This is a genomic window from Cupriavidus sp. 01L46 (genome assembly GCF_056399905.1).
In genome coordinates, this window is the sequence record NZ_JBFTSF010000064.1 from 1 (window position 1) to 21989 (window position 21989).

Below are 21989 nucleotides of genomic sequence, written 5' to 3' on the forward strand. Positions count from 1 at the left end.
CTGCTGTCATGCGACGCTGGCCGGGCCGAATTGCTGGTGCTGGATGCCGGCGGCGACGAAGCCATGGTGCGCGCCGCCGAAGCCCTGTTGGGCGGCGCCCTGCCGCCGCCCGACCCCGTCGTGGATCAACTGCAGGCCATCGTCGCGCATGCCGCCAGCGCCGAAGGCCCCGCCAGCGTGGAGTCGCTGGCGCAGCATGCCGGCATGGGCGTGCGCGCCTTGCAACGGCTGTTCCAGGACTACGTGGGCGTATCGCCCAAGTGGGTGCTGCGCCGCTACCGCCTGCAAGAGGCCGCATGGCGGCTCGCGCGCGGCGAGCCGGTCGGGCTGGCGCAGCTCGCCGCCGAGCTCGGCTACTTCGACCAGGCCCACCTGACGCGGGATTTCACCAGGCTGGTGGGCGTATCCCCGGGCGACTACCAGCGCTCGCAGCAAGGGCCGGCCAGCGCGCGTTGAGCGGCAAGTCAGCCCGCGCTGCCGATATGCGCGGCCAGGTAATCGATCAATGCCCGCACCTTGGGCGGCAGGAAGCGGTTGGGCGGGTAGAGCAGCCACACCGTCCCCACGTAGGCGCGTGCCTGCAATTCCCAGTCTGGCAGCACCTGCACCAGTTCGCCGGCCTGCAAGGCAAGGGCCGCGGTGAACTCCGGCAGGCTGGCGATGCCAAGATCCTGCTGCGCCGCCTCCAGCCGCGCGCCGGCGTGGTTGGCGACATAGCGCCCGCTCACCGTCACGGTCTGCGTCTCGGTGTCGCGACGCAAGCGCCAGCGGTTGTCGTCGGCGGTTTCCCCCAGGTACAGGCAATCGTGCTGCGCGAGATCGCGCGGCTGTGCGGGCGTACCGCGCGCGCGCAGGTAAGCGGGCGAGGCGCACAGCACCCAGCGCACCGCGCCCAGGCGGCGCCCGGCCAGGCCGGGCGGCGGGTGCTCGGTCAGCCTGATCACCAGGTCGAGGTCATCGGCAAGAGGATCGGTCTCGTGATCGGTAAACAGCAGCTGCAGGTCCACTTCCGGATACGCCTGCAGGAAAGCCGGTACCAGCGGATGGATCACCGTCTTGGCAAACGCGGTCGGCGCGCTGACGCTGACCCTGCCCTGCGGCCGGCCCACCACATGGCCGGCGGCGTCCATCGCCCCCGCCGCGGCGCTCACCACGTCGCGGCAATAGCGGTACACCTCGGCGCCCGATTCCGTCATGCGCACCTTGCGGGTCGAGCGCTCCAGCAAGCGCGTGGCCAGTGCCTCCTCCAGACGCTTGATCTGGCGGCTGACAGTGGACGGCGTGCTGCCAAGCTGGCGCGCGGCAACAGAAAAATTGCCCGCGTCGACCACGCGCGCGAACACCGCCATATCGGGCAGCAAGGCAAAGAGATCAGCTTGGTTCATGAGGCGGCTAGCGGCAAGCAGAGGCGGATTAATGCATTTGCGGCATAAAGGCTTTGCGTTTCGACCCGATTATCGCCGCTGATGCAAAGCGGCACAATGCAGGACCGAATGCACAAGGTCCGCCATGCCCGCGCCAAAAAACCTGTTACTGCTGTCCGACCTGATGCTGCTCGCGGTCGCCGTGGTCTGGGGCAGCAGCTACGGCATCGTCAAGAGCGCGCTGGTCTTCTACCCGGTACTCGGCCTGCTGACGCTACGCTTTGGCATCACCTTCGTGGTGCTCTCGCCCACGCTGGCCGGGCTGCGCCGCACCGACGCCGCCACCCTGCGCGGGGTGCTGGGCACCGGCGTGCTGCTGCTCGGCATCTTCCTGTGCGAAACCTTCGGCGTGCTGCTAACGCGCGCCTCCAACGCAGCGTTCCTGATCAGCCTGTGCGTGGTGCTGACACCGCTGGCAGAGTGGCTGCTGCTCAAGCGCCGTCCAAGCCGCATCGAATGGGCGGCGGTGGCGCTCTCCCTGCTAGGCGCGTGGCTGCTGGCGGGCCACGGCGAACTGGGCTTGAACCTTGGCGACGGGCTGATCCTCGCCGCCGCCGTACTGCGCGCGCTGATGGTCTGCGCGACCAAACGGCTGGTGCGGGGCCGGTCCATGCCGGCGCTGACGATGACGGCGGTGCAATCCGGCGTGGTCGCCGTCGGCAGCGCGGCCGTGGCACTGGCGCTGGTGCCCGCGCAGTGGCAGCCCCTGCCGCCGTTCTCCGGCCACGCTGCGTTCTGGGGCTGCGTGCTGTGGCTGGTGGCCGCCTGCACGCTGTTCGCCTTCTTCGCCCAGAACTACGCCATCCGGCGCAGCAGCCCCACGCGGGTGGCGCTGCTGATGGGCAGCGAGCCCGCCTTCGGCGCGTTGTTCGCCAGCCTGTGGCTGGCAGAGAGCATCTCCGCCACGGCGTGGATCGGCGGGGGGCTGATCGTGGCGGCGTCGTTGCTGGCCACGGTGCGCTGGGGCAAGCCCGCAGCCCCCGAGATACCGCAGGGCTCGCAGGCCTGATAACAGGATCCGTTGCAACCAGCCGCGGTCATACAATCCGTGCATGCCCATTTGGACAGGCGAGAGGATTCCCTATGACGATGACCGACGTGTACGGCCTGCGCGAGCCGGCCCGGGCCGAAATCGACGCCATCAACGGCCCGGCCGTGATCGAGTTCGGCGCGCCCTGGTGCGGCTACTGCATGCGGGCGCAGCCCCACCTGGCCAGCGCCATGGCCAGCCATCCGCAGGTCGCCCACATCAAGGTCGAGGACGGCAGCGGCAAGCCGCTCGGCCGCTCGTTCCGGGTCAAGCTATGGCCCACGCTGGTGTTCATGCGCGACGGCGTGGAGGTGACGCGGCTGGTGCGGCCGAGCGAGACGCGGGCGATCGAGGAGGCGTTGAGGCGGATTGCGGGCTGATGCCGGCCCACGATTGAAGATGAAGCTCCACCGCTAAAACTGACCAACAATGCGCATGCCACGCTCATCTTTCACGGCATAAATCTTCTCTTTCTCGAATGAGAATATGAAATAGGCATCATATTTCTCGTTCAACCTAGCCAAGAATTCATGCATGTCAGCGCTACACTCGTCATAGTTGCTCATGACGTAATAGAAGTTCGCCCTAACTCCAATCTTCCATTTCGCGGCAAAATCAGCTCCCTCCGTTCTTGGAGCCATCTCGTTGGGATCAGACACCCATTTCGCAACCGCAAAAATATTCGAGCGCGGAAAATTTCCACGAACACCATCCGTGTCTTCCTGAGAGATTTCGAACCGCATCTCGCGAAGTAGGTCGAGTACTTCGTCCTTGCTGATTCGATCATCAATCTCAAGATCAAGAGAGAAAGACACCTTAACCTCCCAATGAAACAACTCCGGCCGCCGGCAAATGCTGGTGACCCAAGTACCGGCCCGGTAGTCTTGCTTTGGCAGGCGCGTCCAAGGTGTCTCAACATGGCTCACTTAGCAACCACGCTCGGACTTTCGACGGATTACGGAAATGGACATAAAAAAAACCGCCCCTGGCCGATGTGCCGAGGGGCGGACTTGTGTCACCAAAAGGGCAGATCTAATGTCGCCCACGACAACGATTCTTGCGGTTACCAACCCCGCTCAATCCCAGGACAACGCCCCGCCGGTCTGATACTCGATGACGCGCGTCTCGAAGAAGTTACGTTCCTTCTTCAGGTCGATCATCTCGCTCATCCACGGGAACGGGTTTTCCTCGTTCGGGAACAGCTGCTCCAGGCCGATCTGCTGGCAGCGGCGGTTGCAGATGAAGCGCAGGTAGCCCTTGAACATCGGTGCGTTCAGGCCCAGCACGCCGCGCGGCATGGTGTCCTCGGCGTAGCGGTATTCGAGGTCCACGGCCTTCTTGAACAGCGCGGTGATCTCTTCCTTGAACTCGGCGGTCCACAGGTGCGGGTTCTCGAGCTTGATCTGGTTGATCAGGTCGATGCCGAAATTGCAGTGCAGGGACTCGTCGCGCAAGATGTACTGGTACTGCTCGGCGGCGCCGGTCATCTTGTTCTGGCGGCCCATGGCCAGGATCTGCGTGAAGCCCACGTAGAAGAACAGGCCTTCCATGATGCAGGCGAACACGATCAGCGACTTGAGCAGCTTCTGGTCGTTCTCCGGCGTGCCGGTCTTGAAGGCCGGGTCGGTMAGCGTGTCGATGAACGGGATCAGKAACTCATCCTTGTCGCGGATCGACTGCACTTCGTGGTACGCATTGAAGATCTCGGCTTCATTGAGGCCGAGCGACTCCACGATGTACTGGTAGGCGTGCGTGTGGATCGCTTCTTCGAAGGCCTGGCGCAGCAGGTACTGGCGGCATTCCGGCGCGGTGATCTGGCGGTAGGTGCCCAGCACGATGTTGTTGGCGGCCAGCGAGTCGGCGGTCACGAAGAAGCCGAGGTTGCGCTTGATCACGCGGCGCTCGTCTTCGGTCAGGCCGTTCGGGTCCTTCCACAGCGCGATGTCGCGCGACATGTTGATTTCCTGCGGCATCCAGTGGTTGGCGCAGCCGGCCAGGTATTTTTCCCAGGCCCACTTGTACTTGAACGGCACCAGCTGGTTGACGTCGGTCGAGCCATTGATGACGCGCTTGTCGGCGGCGTTCACGCGGCGGTCCGTCGGTGCGTCGGACGCCGGCAGGTTGCCGAGGATACCCGTGCCTGCCGGCTGCGTGGCGGCCGGCGGCAGCACGCCGTGCTGGTCGACAGAGCGTGCGGCAGCAGGCGTGGCGGTGGGATTCGGCGCGGGCTGCGGGGCAGCCTGCGGGGTGGCTTGAACGTCGTCGTCCCAGCTCAGCATGGTGTGGTTCTCCGTGGAATGCTTTGGTTTGCCGCCGTCCTCGCCGCGCGAGCGGCGCGGCGAGGATCAGGGCAGGTAATGACTGACTGGCAGGCGGCTTACTGGCAGGCTTCGCACTCGTCGAAACCGGCGTCGCCCGGGCGCATCGTGCAGACCGCGCCTTCGGCTTCCGGCATGGCCGGTGCGGAGGCGGCGGCCTGGTCGATGCCGGCGGCGCTGATGCCGCCGTCGCTACCCGACGACACGGCGTTGAGCGAGCCGCGCGACACGGTGGACTTCTCCACGTGGGTGGCTGCCATCGTGCGCAGGTAGTACGTGGTCTTCAGGCCGCGCAGCCAGGCCAGCTTGTAGGTGTCGTCCAGCTTCTTGCCCGAGGCGCCGGCCATGTAGATGTTCAGCGACTGGGCCTGGTCGATCCACTTCTGGCGGCGGCTGGCGGCTTCCACCAGCCAGCTCGGCTCGACTTCGAAGGCCGTCGCGTAGATGTCGCGCAGGTCTTGCGGAATACGGTCGATGCGGGCCAGCTTGCCGTCGAAATACTTCAGGTCGGCGACCATCACTTCGTCCCACAGGCCGCGCGCCTTCAGGTCGCGCACCAGGTAGTCGTTGACCACCGTGAACTCGCCCGACAGGTTGGACTTGACGTACAGGTTCTGGAAGGTCGGTTCGATGCAGGCCGACACGCCGATGATGTTCGAGATCGTTGCCGTCRGCGCGATCGCGATGCAGTTCGAGTTGCGCATGCCGTGCTGCTTGATGCGCGCGCGCAGGCTGTCCCAGTCCATGGTCGAGGAATGATCCACTTCCAGGTAGCCGCCGCGTTCTTCGGCCAGCAGCTTGAGCGAGTCCTGCGGCAGGATGCCACGATCCCACAGCGAGCCTTCATAGGTGCTGTAGCGGCCGCGTTCTTCCGCCAGCTCGCTGGAGGCACGGTAGGCGTAGTAGCACACCGCTTCCATCGAGGTGTCGGCGAACTGCACSGCGGCGTCGCTGGCGTACGGCAGGCGCAGCATGTGCAGGCAGTCCTGGAAGCCCATGATGCCCATGCCGACCGGGCGATGGCGCAGGTTGGAGTTGCGTGCCTTCTCGACCGCGTAGTAGTTGATGTCGATCACGTTGTCGAGCATGCGCATCGCGGTGCGGATGGTCTTCTCGAGCTTGGCGTGATCGAGCACCTGGGTGCCGTCGGCCTGTTGCTTCAGGTGGGCGACCAGGTTCACCGAACCCAGGTTGCAAACGGCGATCTCGCTGTCGTTGGTGTTGAGCGTGATTTCCGTGCACAGGTTGGAGCTGTGCACCACGCCCACGTGCTGCTGCGGGCTGCGGATGTTGCACGGATCCTTGAAGGTGATCCAGGGATGGCCGGTCTCGAACAGCATGCCCAGCATCTTGCGCCACAGCTGCATGGCGGGGATCTTCTTGAACAGCTTGAGCTCGCCGCGGGCGGCCTTGGCTTCGTAGCCCAGGTAGGCTTGTTCGAATGCCTTGCCGACCAGGTCATGCAGATCCGGGCAGGTCGCGGGCGAGAACAGGGTCCATTCGCCGGCTTCCATCACACGCTTCATGAACAGGTCGGGAATCCAGTTCGCCGTGTTCATGTCGTGGGTGCGGCGGCGATCGTCGCCGGTGTTCTTGCGCAGCTCGAGGAATTCCTCGATGTCCAGGTGCCAGGTTTCCAGGTAGGCGCAGACCGCGCCCTTGCGCTTGCCGCCCTGGTTGACCGCCACGGCGGTGTCGTTCACCACCTTCAGGAACGGCACCACGCCTTGCGACTTGCCGTTGGTGCCCTTGATGTGCGAGCCGAGGGCGCGCACATTGGTCCAGTCGTTGCCCAGGCCGCCGGCGAACTTCGACAGCAGCGCGTTTTCCTTCAGCGCCTCGTAGATGCCTTCCAGGTCGTCCGACACGGTGGTCAGGTAGCACGACGACAACTGCGAGCGGCGGGTGCCCGAGTTGAACAGGGTCGGCGTGGACGACATGAAGTCGAACGACGACAGCAGCTGGTAGAACTCGATGGCACGGGCTTCGCGGTCCTTCTCGCCCAGCGCCAGGCCCATCGCCACGCGCATGAAGAATGCCTGCGGCATTTCGATGCGGGTCTCGTCGATGTGCAGGAAGTAACGGTCGTACAGGGTCTGCAGGCCCAGATAGTTGAACTGGAAGTCGCGCTGGGCGTCCAGTGCCGCACCCAGGCGGACCAGGTCATAGGTGGCCAGCTTCTCGTCCAGCAACTCGGCTTCGATGCCGCGCGCGATGAACTTGGGGAAGTAGTCGGCGTAGCGCGACACCATCTCGGTCTGGGTCACTTCGGCGCCCAGGATTTCCTTGCGGATGGTGTGCAGCAGGATACGCGCGGTGACCTGGCTGTAGGCCGGGTCCTTTTCGATCAGGGTACGCGCGGCCAGGATGGCGGAGTCGTAGACCTGGGTCATCGGCACGCCGTCGTACAGGTTCTTCAGCGTTTCCTTGAGGATCGGCTCGGCGCTGACGGCGTCGCCAAGGCCCGAGCAGGCGTTGTCGATCAGGCCATGCAGCGCGCCCAGGTCCAGCACGCGGGCCACGCCCGCATCGGTCACGTTGAACGTGGCGCCGCCTTCCTGCACGCGGGCCACCGCCTGGGCGTTTGCCTGGGCGCGTTCCTGGGTGCGCTTCTCGCGGTACAGCACGTAGGCACGGGCCACTTCATGCTCGCCCGAGCGCATCAGCGCAAGCTCAACGTGATCCTGCACGTCTTCGATATGGAAGGTGCCGCCGTTAGGGCGGCTGCGCAGCAGCGCGCGGACCACATTCTGGGTCACTTGCTCGACCACTTCGCGCACACGCGCCGAAGCGGCGCCCTGCCCGCCGTTGACGGCGAGGAAGGCCTTGGTCACCGCCACCGAGATCTTGCTCGGCTCGAACGCCACGACGGCGCCGTTACGTCGGATGATCTTGTAGTCCTGGTAGCTGCCAGCGGCGGCAGTAGCGGGGCTCGACTGCGTGTTCGCTGCTGCACCGGCGGCGCTTGCGCCGGTGGAGATTTCGTTCTGGGCTGTCTGCATGAGGAACTCCTGTTCTGACCCGTGTTTTATGAGTGACAAAGAGTCCCGGGCAAAATGCGCAAAAAGGCTCAGACACGCCGGCCGGTCTTACCCGGGAGGGCGCGCTGCTATTGCTGGATTCTGCTGGGACTCTTGTGATGCGCCGGCCCTTCGGCGGACCGCAGCCATTGCTGCGGCGGTAACTGCACACCTAGGCCGGCTCCCCGAAAGCACCACTAGATCTAGTGGTCGATGCGAAAAACTGGACTAAGTATAGTGAAACGGGGCGGATTCACCAGTCTTGACAAGCGCTTTTTTGGCGCGAATTCCAGTGCTGGCGCAGCATGCGGCGCTGCGCCATACCCGCTAGCCCAAGAGACGCAAGGGAATCCGCCCGGCGGTTCGTTACCGCACCATGACGCGAAATTTTTTTGATTGACCTGACCTCTTCGATAGGCGCGGACTTTATCAGGGTTTTCCCCAGATMACGGCTATCCCCTAGACCTGGCTTGTTGCCCTTGCCTCAGGGCTGTGCTTTGCGGTAAGGCAGTTGTGCGGGCGCCACGCCGGCCGCGGCGGCAAAGCCCGCCCAGTCGAAATGTGGCCCCGGATCCGTCTTGCGCCCTGGCGCGATATCGCTGTGCCCCGCCACGGCCCGCACCGGATAGGTGCCTAGCAGGGCATGCACCAGCGCGGCGGTGGTGTGGTATTGGGCCAACGTGAACGGCTGGTCGTCGCTGCCTTCGACCTCGATGCCGATGGAGAAGTCGTTGCACCGGGGCCGGCCGAAGAACTCGGACTGGCCTGCGTGCCAGGCTCGGTCCAGGCAAGACACGAACTGGACCAGCTCGCCCTCTCGCGTCACCAAGAAATGCGCCGACACCTGCACTTGATAGATTGTCTCGAAAAACGGATGGCGGGACGGGTCGAGACGGTTCAGGAAAAAGGCTTCGATATCGCCGCTGCCGAACTGTCCGGGCGGCAGGCTGATGTTGTGGATCACCACCAGGTCCACCGGCGTGTGCGCGGGCCGGGCGTCGAAATTGGGCGACGGCACGCGCCGCGCCGCGGGCACCCAGCCTGCCGGGTCGGGGACGAATGACGAGTTTGGCGCCAACCTGGCGGCCGGGTCGTGGTCAGGCATCGCGATCTCCATCTGCCGCCAGCAGCCCGTCGCGCAGCGCTTCGCTGGTTTCGGCGGCACCGTCGGCCGGGTCGTCTCGGCCCTCGCGGATGCCAAGCTGCTGGRTACGGTAGCGCAGCTGGCGAAAGCTCAAGCCCAGCAGCGGCGCGGCGGCTGTCCGGTTGAAGCCGGTCTGCTGCAGCGCCTGCAGGATCAGGTCGCGCTCGAGCGCTTCGAGCCGGCCTGGCAGGTCGATCGGGAAGATGGCACGGCAAGCGTGCGCGGGCGGCGCAAACAGATCGGGCTGCGCGCCGCCCCGGGATTCGGCCCGCGCATCGGACGCAAGCTCCTGCATGGTGTCGGGCCGCAAGCCGGGCGATGCCGGCGCGGCGGCCGGCGCAGCCGTCGTAGCCGGGTAGGCGTGCGGCGCGGGCGGGCGTGGCATGGCCGTATGGCCCATGCCGGCGTCCATCTGGCCCAGGTCGTCCACCTCGATGGTATTGCCCTCGGCGAAGGCATAGGCGCGCTCGAGCAGGTTCTCCAGCTCGCGCACATTGCCCGGGAACGGATAGTCGGACAGCCGCTGCAGCGCGGCCGCCGCCAGCCGCTTGGGATGGGGATCGCCATAGCGCACCGCCAGGTGCTCCAGGATGGCGCTGGCCAGCACCGGGATATCCTCGCGCCGCTCGCGCAGCGTGGGCATGCGCAGCGCCAGCACGTTGAGGCGGTAGAACAGGTCCTGGCGGAACTGGCCGGAGGCGACCAWCGCGGAAAGATCCTTGTGGCTGGCACACAGCACCCGCACGTCCACGCTCTCCTCGCGGCTCGCGCCGATCTTGCGCACGCGCCGCTCCTGCAGCACGCGCAGCAGCTTGACCTGCATCGCCAGCGGCAGGTCCGCCACCTCGTCGAGCAGCAGCGTGCCGCCATTGGCAGCCTGGAAGAAGCCGCCGCGCTCGGCGTCGGCCCCGGTGAAGGCGCCTTTCACATGGCCAAAGAACTCCGACTCCATCAGGGTCTCTGGGATGGCGCCGCAATTGACCGCGATAAAGGGATGCGCTGCGCGCGCGCTGACCGCGTGGATGGCGCGCGCCGCGCGCTCCTTGCCACTGCCGGACTCGCCGCTGATGACGATCGGCGCCATGCTGCGCGCCAGCCGCGAGAGCGAGCGGCGCACCTCATGCATGGCCGGAGAATGGCCGGGCAGCAGGTTGACGGCGCGGTCCACGGTTTCGTGCGCCCCGCTGCCGCCATCACCGCCCTCGGCACCCTCGGCGCCGTCACGCTGCTGGCGCCCCAGCGCATTCAGGATCAGGCTGCGCAGCTGGTCCAGCGAGACCGGCTTGGCGATGTAGTCGAAGGCGCCCGCCTTGAGCGCCTCCACGGCATTGTCGGCGCTGCCGTAGGCGGTGATCACTGCCACCGGCACCCGCTCCGGCGCGCTCGAGAGCTGGCGCACGATATCGATGCCAAGCCCGTCGCCCAGCCGCATGTCGGTCAGTACCAGGCTATAGCGGCGCGCGGCGAGCTGCTGGCGCGCCTCGGCCAGCGAGCCGGCCAGCACCACATCGTGGCCCATGCGGCGGATCGAGATATCGAGCAGTTCTCGCAGGTCGGCCTCGTCGTCGATGACGAGAATCGGATCGGGGCCTGGCGTCTTGAGGGGCATGGGTCTGCGTCTGGCGATCTGGCGAAGTGACGAAATGGCGAAATGGCGAAGTGGCGAAATGGGGCCGGGGCGGCGACTGAACGCGGTGCTGATCGGGTGGCCGGGCACGCCGGCGCGGCTCAGCCACCCGCGCTGTCCGGCGCTTCGATGCGCAAGGTCAGGACAAAGGCCTTGGCCGGCAGTGTATCGCGTGCGGCGGGCGCCAGCATGCCGGTCTGCGCCAGCAGCGCGTCGATCGAAATGGTGCCGTAGCGCACCTGGGCGTCGTTGGCGCCGCATAGCTCGCGCGCCATGAACAGCCCGAGGCCGGTGCCCTGGGCGTTGCTGGTAAAGAAGGGCTCGAACAAGGTGCGCTGGTGCTCGCGCGACACCTCGACGCCATCGTTCCAGACGATCAGCTCGGCATGGTGCTGGTCCAATGCATGGGCCAGCAGGCGGATCGCGCCGGGCAGGCGGCTGCAATAGCGCCAGGCGTTGTCGAGCAGGTTGCCAAGCACCTGCTGCAACTGGGAGGCATCGAAGATGACCGGGCGTGCCACGTCCACCGTGAGCCGGATGGCATTGGCGTTGATCTCGGCCGGACGCGGCACGCGCCGCGCGCCGACCGGGTCGTGGCTGGCGGAGCGGGCGCGCATCTCCAGCCGCCAGCGGCCGACGATCTCCGGCAGCGCCTGGTTCAGGTCCACCGTGGTGCGCTCGGTGCGCGGGCGGCGCGACATCTGCAGCACATCCGACACCACCTGGTCGAGCCGGCGMACATTGTCGTGAATGATGCGCAGCAGCCGCGCATCCACATCGCCCTCCGCGCGCCCCGCCTCGCCCGGGCGCGCGGCCCGGCGGCTGGTTTCGGCCAGCAGCTCGCTGGCCTGGCTGATGGCCGCCAGCGGATTGCGGATCTGGTGTGCCACGCTGGCCACCAGGCGCCCCATGGCGGCCAACTTCTCCTGTTGGACCTGCTCGGCGATGCGCTCCCAGCTTTCGATATGGACCAGCACCGTATCGCGCATCTCGCTGCGCAGCAAGGCCTCGTCCTCCGGGCGCCACGCCATGGCCTCGCTCTGGGCGATGGCCAGGCGCAGCCGAGCCGCCGCCTCGGGCGACAGATCGTTCCAGGCGCCGGTGTTCATGGCGTTCTGCGCACTGAGCGAGACCGACATCGAGGACGCGAAGGTAGAGCGCAGGCTGGCCAGCCCCGGCAGCAAGAAGCGCAGCCGCAGCCGCGTATGCAGGATAGGGCCACGCCCAGAGGATGGCCGCGACGGCAGCGGCAGCAATTGCAGGATGCGGGGCGCATCGTCCTTGCTGCGCACCCAGTCGCGCAGCATCTCCATCAACGGCTGCAGGCGGGGGATCTGGCGCAGGTCGAACAGCGCATCGCGCCCATTGGCGGGCGTGTCCGTGGGCTTGCCCCGCTCGGCCGGCTGCACGCCCAGCAGCACCACCGCGGCCGGGTTGGCCGCCACCACCGCGCCGTTGGCACGCAGCAGCATCACCCCGTCCTGCATGTCGTTGACCATCAGGCGGTTGACCAGTTGCTGCAGGCGCAGCTCCTGCTCGCGCGCCAGCGCCAGCCGCTCCTGCGCAAGCTGGCGGTTGGCCAGCAGGTACATCAGCGAGGCCGCGATCATGAAGACCAGCCCGTACAGCCCCGAGCCCAGCAAACCCGCGTCGGCCTGGCGCAAAAGCAAGGTCTGCGCAAAGGGCGCGCTCATCACCAGCAGCGCTGAAGCTGCCGCGGTAAACAGCGCGAACAGCAGGCTGGTAAGCGCGCCGGCCTGCAGCGCGGGCAGCAGGAAGATCATGGCGAGCCCCTCGCCGCGATGGCCCTGCGCGTGAAAAATCAGGCCCAGCAGGGCGAGGTCGGCCAGTACCTGGAAGCGCACCCGCAGGTGAAAGCCGCGGCGCCACCAGAGCGTGGCGACCACCATCACCAGCGCCACCACGGCATAGGGCACGGCCAGCGGCAGCGCGGCCAGGCCGCTGCCGAACCCGCCGCCCATTCCGCTGGCCAGCGCCTGCGCGGCCCGCTCGGCCTCGGCGCGCTGCGCCGGCAGCCAGGCGTAGCCCAGCAGCAGCGCGGCTACCGCCAGCCGGGTCCAGCAGAAATAGCGCAGCAAGCGCCAGTGGAATTCAGGAGGCTCGGGCTGGCGCCACATCGCCGCGAGGGCGCGMCAGGCATTCAGGCGGGACCAGAACGAGGCAGGCCCGTTCATGCGGCAGGGCTATCCGGATCGCTATCGGCCGGCAGGTGGGCGCGCCGGCAGTAATGCAAGCCGCGGAAGGCGATCGCTTCGCCCTGCGGCAGGTGCACCCCGCAGCGCGCGCACTGCACCATGGCTTCCTGCGGGGGGGCAGGCTGGTTGCGCACCGGCGAGCCTTGCGCGGGACCGTGCCGGGCGGCGCGGTCCTCCCGCAGGCGCGCCTCGGCGCGCTGGCGAAGCCACCAGAAACAGCCCAGCACGACAGCCAGGACAAGGAAGATGCGTGCCATGCCGGCCTCAGATTCGGTGCAGTATGACTTCGATGACGAAGCGGCTGCCAACATAAGCCAGCAGCAGGATGCCGAAGGATGCGATCACCCAGCGCAGCGCGGTGCGCCCGCGCCAGCCGTAGAAGGTGCGCCCGGCCAGGATGCCCGCGAACATCGCCCACGACAGCAGCGCGAACACGGTCTTGTGGTCGAGCCGGAAGGCCCGGCCGAACAGTTGCTCGGAGAACAGCAGGCCCGACAGGATCGTCAGCGTCAGCAGCACGAAGCCGGCGCCAATCAAACGGAACAGCAGCTTCTCCAGAGTCAGCAGTGGCGGCAGCAGGTCGAGCCAGCGGCCCACCCACTGGGCCGGCTCGCTGGTCTTGCCCACCTGGGGCGAACGGTTGAAGCCATGCAGGCGGCGCTCGGCCAGCAGCATCAGGAAGGCATGGAAGGCCGCCAGCGTGAACAGGCCATAGGCCACGTTGGCAATGATGAAGTGCAGCTTGAACAGCGGCCGCGCCGCGTAGCCCAGGATCTGCGCGCCGGGAAACGCCAGCGGCATCAGGCTCGCGAGCATCGCCACCGGGACCACGATCAGCCCGAGGCCGGCCAGCGAGAAGAAGAAGCTCTCGATCCAGTAGATGCCCACGCCCAGCCAAAGCATGGCCGACAGCGCAAAGGCAAAGCCGAACACCATGCGGTCGGCCGGGAAGATGGTCTCGTGCAGCAGCAGGCCGTGGCTGGCCACCGCGGCCAGCATCAGCGCGTGCCACCAGGCCGGGCGGCCCTCGCCGCGCCCGCCGGCCCCACCGCCGCCGCCGTGCAGCAACGCGGTGGTCGCCGCGCCCCCAATGGCACCGCCGGTGCCGGCAGCCGATAGCTGCGGGTTGCGCGTCGCCCAGCCGTGATAGGCCAGGCCGCAATAGAGAAGTGCCGTCAAGGCATACAGTACAATGGCCATTTGCACAGTTTACCTTAGCGCCCCGTCCCGGTGGCGCCCCGCTTGAGCCGGGCCAAGAGCCAGCCTCAAGCCTCGATCAAGCTCTATCCCCCGGACTTCTGCCATGCTGGACAATCTCACTCAACGCCTGGCGCGGGTCGTCAAGACCATGCGCGGCGAGGCTCGCCTGACCGAAGCCAATACCGCCGAAATGCTGCGCGAAGTGCGCCTGGCCATGCTGGAGGCCGACGTCGCCTTGCCGGTGGTGCGGGAATTCATTGCCCGCGTGAAGGCAAAGGCACTGGGCGAGGACGTGGTGTCCAGCCTGACGCCGGGCCAGGCGCTGGTGGGCGTGGTGCAGCGCGAGCTGACCGCCGTCATCGGCGGCGAGGAAAGCCTGTCCGCCGACAACAAGAGCGGCGAGCTGAACCTGGCGGTGCAGCCGCCCGCGATCATCCTGATGGCCGGCCTGCAGGGCGCCGGCAAGACCACCACCGTCGGCAAGCTGGCCAAGTGGCTGAAAGAAAACAAGAAGAAAAAGGTGCTGACGGTCTCGTGCGACGTCTACCGCCCCGCCGCTATCGCCCAGCTCAAGACCGTATCCGAGCAGGTCGGCGCCGATTTCTTCCCCTCCGAGCCCGACCAGAAACCGGTGGACATCGCGCGCGCTGCGGTGGACTGGGCCCGCAAGCATTATCACGATGTGCTGATTGTCGACACGGCAGGCCGCCTGGGTATCGACGAAGCCATGATGCAGGAAATCAAAGCGCTGCACGCCGAGATCAAGCCGGTCGAAACCCTGTTCGTGGTCGACGCCATGCTGGGCCAGGACGCGGTCAACACCGCGCGCGCCTTCAATGACGCCCTGCCCCTGACCGGCGTGGTGCTGACCAAGCTGGACGGCGATGCGCGCGGCGGTGCCGCGCTGTCGGTGCGCCACATCACCGGCCGCCCGATCAAGTTCGTCGGTGTTGGCGAAAAGCTGGACGGCCTCGAGCCCTTCTACCCCGATCGCATGGCMCAGCGGATCCTGGGCATGGGCGACATCCTCGCGCTGGTCGAGGAAGCCCAGCGCGGCGTGGACATGGAAGCGGCCGAGAAGCTGGCCAAGAAGATCAAGAAGACGGGCGACTTCGACCTGGAAGACTTCAAGGCGCAGATCGGCCAGATGAAGAAGATGGGCGGCCTGGGCAGCCTGGTCGACAAGCTGCCGGCGCAGTTCGCCCAGCAGGCGCAGGGCGCCAATATGGACGTGGCCGAGAAGCAGGTGCGCCGCATGGAAGGCATCATCAACAGCATGACGGCCGCAGAGCGCGCCAAGCCCGACCTGATCAAGGCCAGCCGCAAGCGCCGCATCGCCACCGGCGCCGGCGTGCCGGTGCAGGAAGTCAACCGCCTGCTCAACCAGTTCGACCAGATGCAGAGCATGATGAAGAAGCTCAAGGGCGGCGGCATGATGAAGATGATGCGCTCGATGGGCGCGATGAAGGGCGGCATGAAGGGACTCTTCAACCGCTAGGCCGTCTGGCACGGCGGTGCCCGCTCCCCGGGCGCCGCGTCACCCGCAAAAGACAAAGACTGAGACAGGATCCACATCATGATGACCGCCGAACAGGCCCGCGAACTGTGGGCCAACTCCGAGGAAATCGTCAGCGCCGAGGCCGTCCAGGCGTCGCTGGACCGCATGGCGGGCGAGATCACGGAAAAGATGGGCGATACCTTCCCGCTGGTGCTGTCGGTAATGGGCGGCGCAGTCGTCTTCACCGGCATGCTGCTGCCCAAGCTGGCGTTCCCGCTGGAGTTCGACTACATCCACCTCTCGCGCTACAACAACAAGACCGTTGGCGGCGAGATGCAATGGCGCGTGGCGCCGCGCGAATCGGTCAAGGGCCGCACGGTGCTGGTGCTGGACGACATCCTGGACGAAGGCGAGACCATGGCGGCCATCCGCCAGCGCATCATGGATATGGGCGCGACCAATGTCTATGCCGCCGTGCTGTGCGAAAAAGTGCTGCAAAAGGCAAAACCCATGCACCCGGACTTCTGCGGCTTCACCGTGCCCGAGCGCTATGTCTTCGGCTGCGGCATGGACGCCCATGGCTACTGGCGCAACCTGCCCGCCATCCGGGCCTTGCGCTAAGGCCTTGCCCGGTCTGCGCGTTACGGCCTGGCGCTGACGATCGGCCACAGCGAGGCCAGCAGCAACAGCGCCATCGCCACGTTGAACAGGCGCAGCACCCGGGGCTGCGCCAGCCAGCGCCGCATGGCCGAGCCGAACACGGCCCACATCGCCACGCTGGGCAGGTTGATCACGGCGAACAGGCCGGACAGCAGCAACACATTGAGCCAGACATTGCCGTGCAGCACGTAGGTACTGCAAGCGCCCACCGCCATCACCCAAGCCTTGGGATTGACCCACTGGAACGCGGCGGCCGCCAGGAAGCCCATGGGCTTGCCCACCTCCTGGTCCTGGACGCCGCCCGCGGTCGCCAGCTTCCACGCCAGCCAGGTGAGATAGACCACCGCCACAACGCGCAGCGCCTGCCAGGTCCACGGAAACACCGCGAACAGCGAGCCCAGCCCGAGGCCGACCACCGCCACCATCAGGCCAAAGCCGATGCTGATGCCCAGCACATGGGGCACTGTGCGGGCAAAGCCGAAATTCACGCCCGAAGCCAGCACCATGGTGTTGTTGGGCCCCGGGGTGATCGACGACACGAGGGCAAACGCGCAGAACGCGGCAAACACGCCGGATCCGGCAACAAGCTGGGGCACTGCCATGACTGGCTCCATCGAATACGAAAAGGAATGGAGCTAGTCTAGCCATGCAAAACTGTACAGTACCGGTACAGTTGACCAGAAAACTGGCGATACGGCTTGGCGAGTAGCAGCCGCATCATGCCGCCTTATGTCGCATTGAGCGCGTTCGCCGCCACCACTAGCGCGATCCCCCACAGCACCACGCCGGTAGCCCGCTCCACGCCGCGGACCGAGCGGGTAAAACGCGTGCGCACCAGCGGATGGCGCACGCCCCAGGCCACCAGCATGTCCCAACCGAAGACCATGGCAAACATCCAGGCGCCGTAGCCCAGCTGTGCTGCCAGCGGCGTGCGGGTGCCGGCCAGCACCGAGAACAGGCTGGCGTAGAACAGTGCATTCTTGGGATTGAGCACGGCGGACAGGAAGCCCGTCACAAGTTGCGCCGCGTACGCCGCGTGGCCGGTGCCCTGCACTTGCTGGCTACCTGTGCCGTTTGCGCCATCTGCGCCATCTGCGCCGGGCAGCGTCGTCTCGCCGCTGGCACGCAGCAGCCGCCAGCCCAGCCACGCCAGGTACAGGCAACCTGCCCACTGCAGCAGCATGAACACGCCTTGGCTGGCGCGGGTAGCAGCCAGCCCGGTGATGGCCAGCCCGATGAACACGCCGTTTCCCAGCGCGATGCCCAGGCAGACGGCGCTGGCGCGGCCCACGCCATGCACCAGCGCGCTGCGCACTACCAGGAAAAAGTCAGGGCCCGGGCTGAGCAGTGCAAGAAAATGCGCGCCCGCCACCATGGCAAATTGGCCGAGGCCGGAATCAACAGGGAAATCCACGCCAGTCCTTTCGTGTCTTCGGATGAAGCACGAAGTCTGGGCCGCGAGGGGGTGGCTAGTATTGGAGAAAATTGCGCGCCTTCAAGCCGCGCGTGGCGGCTCAGCCGCTGCGGCGCTGATAGCTGCGCGGCGTCAGCGCCACGCGCTGCTTGAAGGCGCGCTGGAAGTGGCTCTGGTCGGAAAAGCCCAGCACCTGGGCGATCTCCGCCGGCGCCCCGCCCGCGCGCAGCAGCTGGCGCGCGTGGTTGATGCGCAGATCCAGCTGGTAGGCATGCGGGGTCATGCCGAGGTCGGCCCGGAAGGCGCGGATCAACTGGTAGCGGCTCATGCCGGCGCCGCGCGCCAGTTCCGCCAGCGGCAGCGGCTCCGCGTGATGCGCATGCAGGAGCGCGACCAGGCCCGCTAGCCGGGCCTCCGGCGTGACTGGCTGGCGTGGCGCGCGCACCGCCTGGCGCTGGTCGGCACCGCCGAGCAGCGCGGCCACGAAGCCGCCTAGCGCCGCTTCCTTGGTGGCCTGCGGGGCTGCGGAGAACAGCACATCGTTCAGCCGGCACAGGCTGGCATAGGTATCTGGCGCGCTGGTGACGCGCACCCGCGCCAGCGCCGCGGGCAACACCGCCACGCCACGCGCCTCCAGCACCGCGCCCACCCATGCCGGGTCCAGGTGCAGCATCTGGTAGCTCCAGCGCGCGTCGGGCTCCGGATTGCAGGCGTGCACCTGCCCGGCCGGGATCACCACCACGTCGCCGGGCGCCAGCCGTACCGACTCGGTCTCGGTGCCAAACAGGCTGTGGCCACCATCGACAGCGCCAATCGACAAGGTGGGATGGGTATGTGGCAGGTAGGCCGCGCCGCTGTCGCTGGCGCAGCGGCTCTCGACGTACGGCATGGCGGGATCGAACCAGTAGCGCGCCTGCCCTGCGGTGTTGCCGGCGCGCATCAGTCGGTCCGGTACGGGCGTTCGCGCAGCCACTTGGTGGCGATCCATTTCTCGCCCGCTGCAACGGGCAGGCCGGCATGCAGGGTACGCTCGTCCAGCGCGCCGTCGGACTTGCGATAGCTGAAATAGACCGCATTGCCCTTGACCGGCGCCACCTCCAGGCCAAGCTTGGGGAAGGCCGTGGCGCCACCCGCCGGCGGGCTGTTCAGGTAGATCACCACGGTGGCGACGCGTTGCCCGCCGACCTTGAGCTGGCGCGCCTCGCCTGGGCGCTGCGGGTTAAAGAAATCGTAGTGCGGCTGGTACTCGCCGCCAGGCTTGTAGTTGAGGATCTGCAGGCCTTCACCGCGGTCCGCGGCGATCCCGGTCACGGCGGCGATGCAGTCCTCGATGCGCTCGATCAGCGCATGCTCGCCGACCTGGAACATCGCGCCCAGGCTGGTGCGCGCCTCGATCAGGTTCTCGTCGCCGGTGTCGGGGTTGATCACGGGTGAGCGCACCAGGCGGCCGCGCGCCAGCTCCACCAGGGCGTCGCACTCGGCATCGGTCAGGAGTTGCTGGTACAGGGTCACGTGCGGTGCCGCGAGCGTGAACAAGATGGGAATCTCGCGGCCGGCGAAATGCGCCGCGTTGCGCCTGCCTTGCGCGCCGGATTGGTCACGGCCGCCAGCCTGGTCCCCTGCGCGCCCGGCCGGCTTGCCGATGCCCAGCTCCGCGGCCACGGTGGCTTGCGCGAAGGCCTGCTCGTAGCCGGACTGGCACATCGACTGCACCAGCGCCTCGGCGCCAAAGCCCTGCCCGATATGGCGCCGCAGCCAGCGTTCCAGGTCCGCCGAGGAACTGGTGTAGCCCGCCTTGCCGGCGGTGTCGCCAGTGGCGCTGGTGGCGCGGGTGTTGCTCATGATGGATTGGCCAGCCGCTGCGGCGAAAACGGGTTGCGCGCCGGCGCTTCGGGCGGCACCACGCGGCTGCGGGTGCCCGTGCCGGCTTCGGGGTCGCCGGCGACGGTGACCGTGGCTTCGGAATACTGCCAGCGCTTCCACGCTGCCAGCACCGCATTGGGATAGTCGGGGCGGCCGCGGCTGCCGTTATACCGGCMCAGCGCCAGGAACAGGTCGCCCTGCTCGCGGTCCAGGTAGTAGCGCAGGATGGTGCAGCCGTAGCGCAGGTTGCTCTGCAGGTGGAACAGCTTGCGGCTGTCGCTGTCGCCGATGCTGCGCACCCAGAAGGGCATCACCTGCATCAGCCCGCGGGCACCGGCCGAGCTGATTGCGTATTTGCGGAAATTGCTCTCGACCTGCACCAGGCCTAGCACCAGCGCCGGTTCCAGCCCGGCGCGCTTGGCCTCGTAGTAAGCGGTCTCGATCAGTTCGATGCGCACCTGCGGCTCGGGGATGCGCCCGGCGAGCCGGTGCGACATTTCTTCCAGCCACTTGAGGTAGGCCAGCTGCTCTCCGCCAGTGGCAAAGGCCGGGCGCAGCGGGCGGCTGTCGGCAATGGCCGCGGCCAGCGCGCCGCGCACCGAGTCGGCCAGGTCCTCTTCCTTCTGGGCCCCGGCGTGGGCGGCGGCGCTGAGCACCAGCAGCAAGCCGGCACTGGCCCGCGCCACGCCAAGGCGGCCCGGGAACAGGCCCGGCAGACGCAGCGGGTCCAGGAGACGCATGGCGCTCAGGCGGACAACAGCCCGCGCACGTGGGCAACCACGTCCGCGACCGCCAGCTGGGTGGCTTCGGCATCGCGCCGACCCTGGTACTCCACGCGGCCTTCCTTCAGGCCACGGTCGCCCACCACCACGCGGTGCGGCACGCCAATCAGCTCCCAGTCGGCAAACATGGCGCCGGGCCGCTCGCCGCGGTTGTCCAGGATCACATCGACGCCGGCCGCCAGCAGCTCAGCATGGATACGGTCGGCCTCGGCCTTGACGGCCTCGGAGCGATCGTAGCCRACCGGGCAGACCACCACCGCGAACGGGGCGATCGMRGCSGGCCAGATGATGCCGCGCTCGTCGAAGTTCTGCTCGATGGCGGMGCCCAGGATACGGGTCACGCCGATGCCGTAGCAGCCCATCTGCATGGGCTGGGTCTTGCCGTTCTCGTCCAGGAAGGTGGCGCCCATCKATTCCGAATAGCGCGTGCCGAGCATGAACACGTGGCCGACTTCAATGCCGCGGCAGATGGCGAGCGTGCCCTTGCCGTCCGGCGAAACGTCGCCTTCCACCACGTTGCGCAGGTCAGCCACCACAGGCTCGGGCAGGTCGCGGCCCCAGTTCACGCCGGTCAGGTGGTAGTCGCGTTCGTTGGCGCCGCAGACGAAGTCGCTCATGTTGGCGACCGTGCGGTCCGCCACCACGTTGACGGGCTTCTTGGCGCCGATGGGGCCCAGGTAGCCCGGGGGCGTGCCGAAAGTCTCGACGATCTCGGACTCGGTCGCGAAGCGKAACTCGGCCAGGCCGGCCACCTTGGACGCCTTGATCTCGTTGAGCTCATGGTCGCCACGCAGCAGCAGCAGCCAGATCTGCACGCCGGCCTCGCCTTCGGTGGCCAGCACGATCGACTTGACCGTGCGCGCCAGCGGGATGCCAAGCAGCTCGGCCACGTGCTCGCACTTGGCCTTGCCCGGGGTGGGCGTGTTGACCATGGCTTCAGCCGGCGCGGCGCGCTGGGCCAGCAGCGGCAGGGCCTCGGCCGCTTCCATGTTGGCGGCGTAGTCCGAGTCGGGGCAGTAGACGATGGCGTCTTCGCCGGTCTCGGCGATCACGTGGAACTCGTGCGAGCCGGAGCCGCCGATAGCGCCGTTGTCGGCCGCGACGGCACGGAATTCCAGGCCGAAACGCTGGAAGATGCGCACGTAGGCGTCGAACATCTTGTCGTAGGACACCTTCAGGCCAGCGGCGTCACGATCGAAGGAGTAAGCGTCCTTCATGGTGAACTCGCGCCCGCGCATGATGCCAAAGCGCGGCCGGCGCTCGTCGCGGAACTTGGTCTGGATCTGGTAGAAATTGATCGGCAGTTGCTTGTAGCTGCGGATTTCGCTGCGGGCGATGTCCGTCACCACCTCTTCGGAGGTGGGCTGCACGGCAAAGTCGCGCTCGTGGCGGTCCTTCAGGCGCAGCAGCTCGGGGCCCATCTTGTCCCAGCGGCCGGTTTCCTGCCACAGCTCGGCAGGCTGAATCACCGGCATCGACAGCTCGACCGCGCCGGCGCGGTTCATTTCCTCGCGCACGATGGCTTCCACCTTGCGGATCACCCGCAGGCCGACCGGCATGTAGTTATAGATGCCGGCGCCAAGCTTCTTGATCATGCCGGCTCGCATCATCAACTTGTGCGACACGATTTCCGCGTCGGAAGGGGCTTCCTTTTGGGTGGAAATGAAGAATTGCGAGGCTTTCATCCGTTGCTTTCTCGTGAGGCCATGCACGCCCTGGCAGGTGCCGGGGGCGAGATGGCGCGAATCCGTGGCGCGCGTGCATTATGCGGCGCTTTTTGCCCAGGGAAAACC

The 21989-nt window shown here is 67.0% G+C and carries 20 protein-coding genes; 5 read left to right on the forward strand and 15 right to left on the reverse strand.

Features of this window, described 5'->3' with window-relative positions:
• A partial coding sequence (locus AC1DS3_RS13660; RefSeq protein WP_477127363.1) for a helix-turn-helix transcriptional regulator occupies nucleotides 1-456 on the forward strand: 456 nt, incomplete at its 5' end.
• Between the two features lie 8 nt (nucleotides 457-464).
• On the opposite strand, the gene AC1DS3_RS13665 is transcribed toward AC1DS3_RS13660, so the two are convergent.
• Nucleotides 465-1385 carry a LysR family transcriptional regulator gene (locus AC1DS3_RS13665; RefSeq protein ID WP_441633893.1) on the reverse strand — a complete coding sequence of 307 codons (921 nt, stop codon included), beginning with the start codon at nucleotides 1383-1385 and terminating at the stop codon, nucleotides 465-467.
• Between the two features lie 124 nt (nucleotides 1386-1509).
• On the opposite strand from AC1DS3_RS13665, the gene AC1DS3_RS13670 reads away from it, so the two are divergent.
• Both AC1DS3_RS13670 and AC1DS3_RS13675 read left to right on the forward strand, forming a co-directional pair.
• Nucleotides 1510-2433: a DMT family transporter gene (locus tag AC1DS3_RS13670; RefSeq protein WP_441633895.1), complete on the forward strand. Its 924-nt coding sequence runs from the start codon at nucleotides 1510-1512 to the stop codon at nucleotides 2431-2433.
• Nucleotides 2434-2507: 74 nt separating this feature from the next.
• Complete coding sequence (locus tag AC1DS3_RS13675) at nucleotides 2508-2834, forward strand: thioredoxin family protein (RefSeq protein ID WP_441633897.1); 327 nt, start codon at nucleotides 2508-2510, stop codon at nucleotides 2832-2834.
• 33 nt (nucleotides 2835-2867) lie between these two features.
• Here AC1DS3_RS13675 and AC1DS3_RS13680 read toward each other — a convergent pair whose 3' ends face one another.
• From AC1DS3_RS13680 to AC1DS3_RS13715, 8 genes are all read right to left on the reverse strand, one after another.
• Complete coding sequence (locus tag AC1DS3_RS13680; RefSeq protein ID WP_441633899.1) at nucleotides 2868-3380, reverse strand: hypothetical protein; 513 nt, start codon at nucleotides 3378-3380, stop codon at nucleotides 2868-2870.
• A gap of 150 nt (nucleotides 3381-3530) precedes the next feature.
• Complete coding sequence (locus AC1DS3_RS13685) at nucleotides 3531-4733, reverse strand: ribonucleotide-diphosphate reductase subunit beta (protein ID WP_477127364.1); 1203 nt, start codon at nucleotides 4731-4733, stop codon at nucleotides 3531-3533.
• Nucleotides 4734-4831: 98 nt separating this feature from the next.
• Nucleotides 4832-7774: a ribonucleoside-diphosphate reductase subunit alpha gene (locus AC1DS3_RS13690; protein ID WP_477127365.1), complete on the reverse strand. Its 2943-nt coding sequence runs from the start codon at nucleotides 7772-7774 to the stop codon at nucleotides 4832-4834.
• A 502-nt stretch (nucleotides 7775-8276) separates the two neighbouring features.
• On the reverse strand, nucleotides 8277-8897 hold the full coding sequence (gene ampD, locus AC1DS3_RS13695) for a 1,6-anhydro-N-acetylmuramyl-L-alanine amidase AmpD (RefSeq protein ID WP_441633903.1): 621 nt from the start codon (nucleotides 8895-8897) through the stop codon (nucleotides 8277-8279).
• Nucleotides 8890-10545 carry a sigma-54-dependent transcriptional regulator gene (locus AC1DS3_RS13700; protein WP_477127366.1) on the reverse strand — a complete coding sequence of 552 codons (1656 nt, stop codon included), beginning with the start codon at nucleotides 10543-10545 and terminating at the stop codon, nucleotides 8890-8892. The genes ampD and AC1DS3_RS13700 overlap by 8 nt, the downstream gene beginning before the upstream one ends.
• Before the next feature lie 119 nt (nucleotides 10546-10664).
• Nucleotides 10665-12758, reverse strand: a complete 2094-nt coding sequence (locus tag AC1DS3_RS13705; protein WP_477127367.1) for a sensor histidine kinase — start codon at nucleotides 12756-12758, stop codon at nucleotides 10665-10667.
• Nucleotides 12755-13036, reverse strand: a complete 282-nt coding sequence (locus AC1DS3_RS13710) for a PP0621 family protein (protein WP_441633909.1) — start codon at nucleotides 13034-13036, stop codon at nucleotides 12755-12757. Before AC1DS3_RS13710 ends, AC1DS3_RS13705 begins: the two co-directional genes overlap by 4 nt.
• Before the next feature lie 7 nt (nucleotides 13037-13043).
• Nucleotides 13044-13979 carry a cytochrome C assembly family protein gene (locus AC1DS3_RS13715; RefSeq protein WP_441633911.1) on the reverse strand — a complete coding sequence of 312 codons (936 nt, stop codon included), beginning with the start codon at nucleotides 13977-13979 and terminating at the stop codon, nucleotides 13044-13046.
• A 103-nt stretch (nucleotides 13980-14082) separates the two neighbouring features.
• Between AC1DS3_RS13715 and ffh the strand changes: the two genes are divergently transcribed.
• Complete coding sequence (ffh, locus tag AC1DS3_RS13720; RefSeq protein ID WP_441633913.1) at nucleotides 14083-15477, forward strand: signal recognition particle protein; 1395 nt, start codon at nucleotides 14083-14085, stop codon at nucleotides 15475-15477.
• Nucleotides 15478-15555: 78 nt separating this feature from the next.
• Nucleotides 15556-16098: a hypoxanthine-guanine phosphoribosyltransferase gene (locus AC1DS3_RS13725; protein WP_017224402.1), complete on the forward strand. Its 543-nt coding sequence runs from the start codon at nucleotides 15556-15558 to the stop codon at nucleotides 16096-16098.
• Between the two features lie 20 nt (nucleotides 16099-16118).
• Here the strand turns inward: AC1DS3_RS13725 and AC1DS3_RS13730 are convergent, their stop codons facing one another.
• The 6 genes from AC1DS3_RS13730 to AC1DS3_RS13755 form a co-directional block, all read right to left on the reverse strand.
• On the reverse strand, nucleotides 16119-16739 hold the full coding sequence (locus tag AC1DS3_RS13730; RefSeq protein ID WP_441633915.1) for a LysE family translocator: 621 nt from the start codon (nucleotides 16737-16739) through the stop codon (nucleotides 16119-16121).
• Nucleotides 16740-16864: 125 nt separating this feature from the next.
• Nucleotides 16865-17551: a LysE family translocator gene (locus AC1DS3_RS13735; protein ID WP_441633917.1), complete on the reverse strand. Its 687-nt coding sequence runs from the start codon at nucleotides 17549-17551 to the stop codon at nucleotides 16865-16867.
• A 100-nt stretch (nucleotides 17552-17651) separates the two neighbouring features.
• Nucleotides 17652-18491, reverse strand: coding sequence for a helix-turn-helix domain-containing protein (locus tag AC1DS3_RS13740; RefSeq protein ID WP_441633919.1), 840 nt, complete (start codon nucleotides 18489-18491; stop codon nucleotides 17652-17654).
• The gene (locus tag AC1DS3_RS13745; protein ID WP_477127368.1) at nucleotides 18491-19393 is read right to left on the reverse strand and encodes a 2OG-Fe(II) oxygenase; all 903 of its coding nucleotides are present in this window, start codon (nucleotides 19391-19393) and stop codon (nucleotides 18491-18493) included. Before AC1DS3_RS13745 ends, AC1DS3_RS13740 begins: the two co-directional genes overlap by 1 nt.
• Nucleotides 19390-20154 (reverse strand): transglycosylase SLT domain-containing protein, encoded by a 765-nt coding sequence (locus AC1DS3_RS13750; RefSeq protein ID WP_477127369.1) that lies wholly within the window; start codon nucleotides 20152-20154, stop codon nucleotides 19390-19392. The genes AC1DS3_RS13745 and AC1DS3_RS13750 overlap by 4 nt, the downstream gene beginning before the upstream one ends.
• A gap of 5 nt (nucleotides 20155-20159) precedes the next feature.
• Nucleotides 20160-21881 (reverse strand): proline--tRNA ligase, encoded by a 1722-nt coding sequence (locus AC1DS3_RS13755; RefSeq protein ID WP_477127370.1) that lies wholly within the window; start codon nucleotides 21879-21881, stop codon nucleotides 20160-20162.
• Nucleotides 21882-21989: the final 108 nt, after the last annotated feature.

Coding starts and splice junctions, on each gene's coding strand:
- AC1DS3_RS13665 (WP_441633893.1), bottom strand. CDS start 1,385: ATGAACCAAGCTGATCTCTTTGCCTTGCTGCCCGATATGGCGGTGTTC.
- AC1DS3_RS13670 (WP_441633895.1), top strand. CDS start 1,510: ATGCCCGCGCCAAAAAACCTGTTACTGCTGTCCGACCTGATGCTGCTC.
- AC1DS3_RS13675 (WP_441633897.1), top strand. CDS start 2,508: ATGACGATGACCGACGTGTACGGCCTGCGCGAGCCGGCCCGGGCCGAA.
- ampD (WP_441633903.1), bottom strand. CDS start 8,897: ATGCCTGACCACGACCCGGCCGCCAGGTTGGCGCCAAACTCGTCATTC.
- AC1DS3_RS13710 (WP_441633909.1), bottom strand. CDS start 13,036: ATGGCACGCATCTTCCTTGTCCTGGCTGTCGTGCTGGGCTGTTTCTGG.
- AC1DS3_RS13715 (WP_441633911.1), bottom strand. CDS start 13,979: ATGGCCATTGTACTGTATGCCTTGACGGCACTTCTCTATTGCGGCCTG.
- AC1DS3_RS13725 (WP_017224402.1), top strand. CDS start 15,556: ATGATGACCGCCGAACAGGCCCGCGAACTGTGGGCCAACTCCGAGGAA.
- AC1DS3_RS13730 (WP_441633915.1), bottom strand. CDS start 16,739: ATGGCAGTGCCCCAGCTTGTTGCCGGATCCGGCGTGTTTGCCGCGTTC.
- AC1DS3_RS13740 (WP_441633919.1), bottom strand. CDS start 18,491: ATGCGCGCCGGCAACACCGCAGGGCAGGCGCGCTACTGGTTCGATCCC.
- AC1DS3_RS13745 (WP_477127368.1), bottom strand. CDS start 19,393: ATGAGCAACACCCGCGCCACCAGCGCCACTGGCGACACCGCCGGCAAG.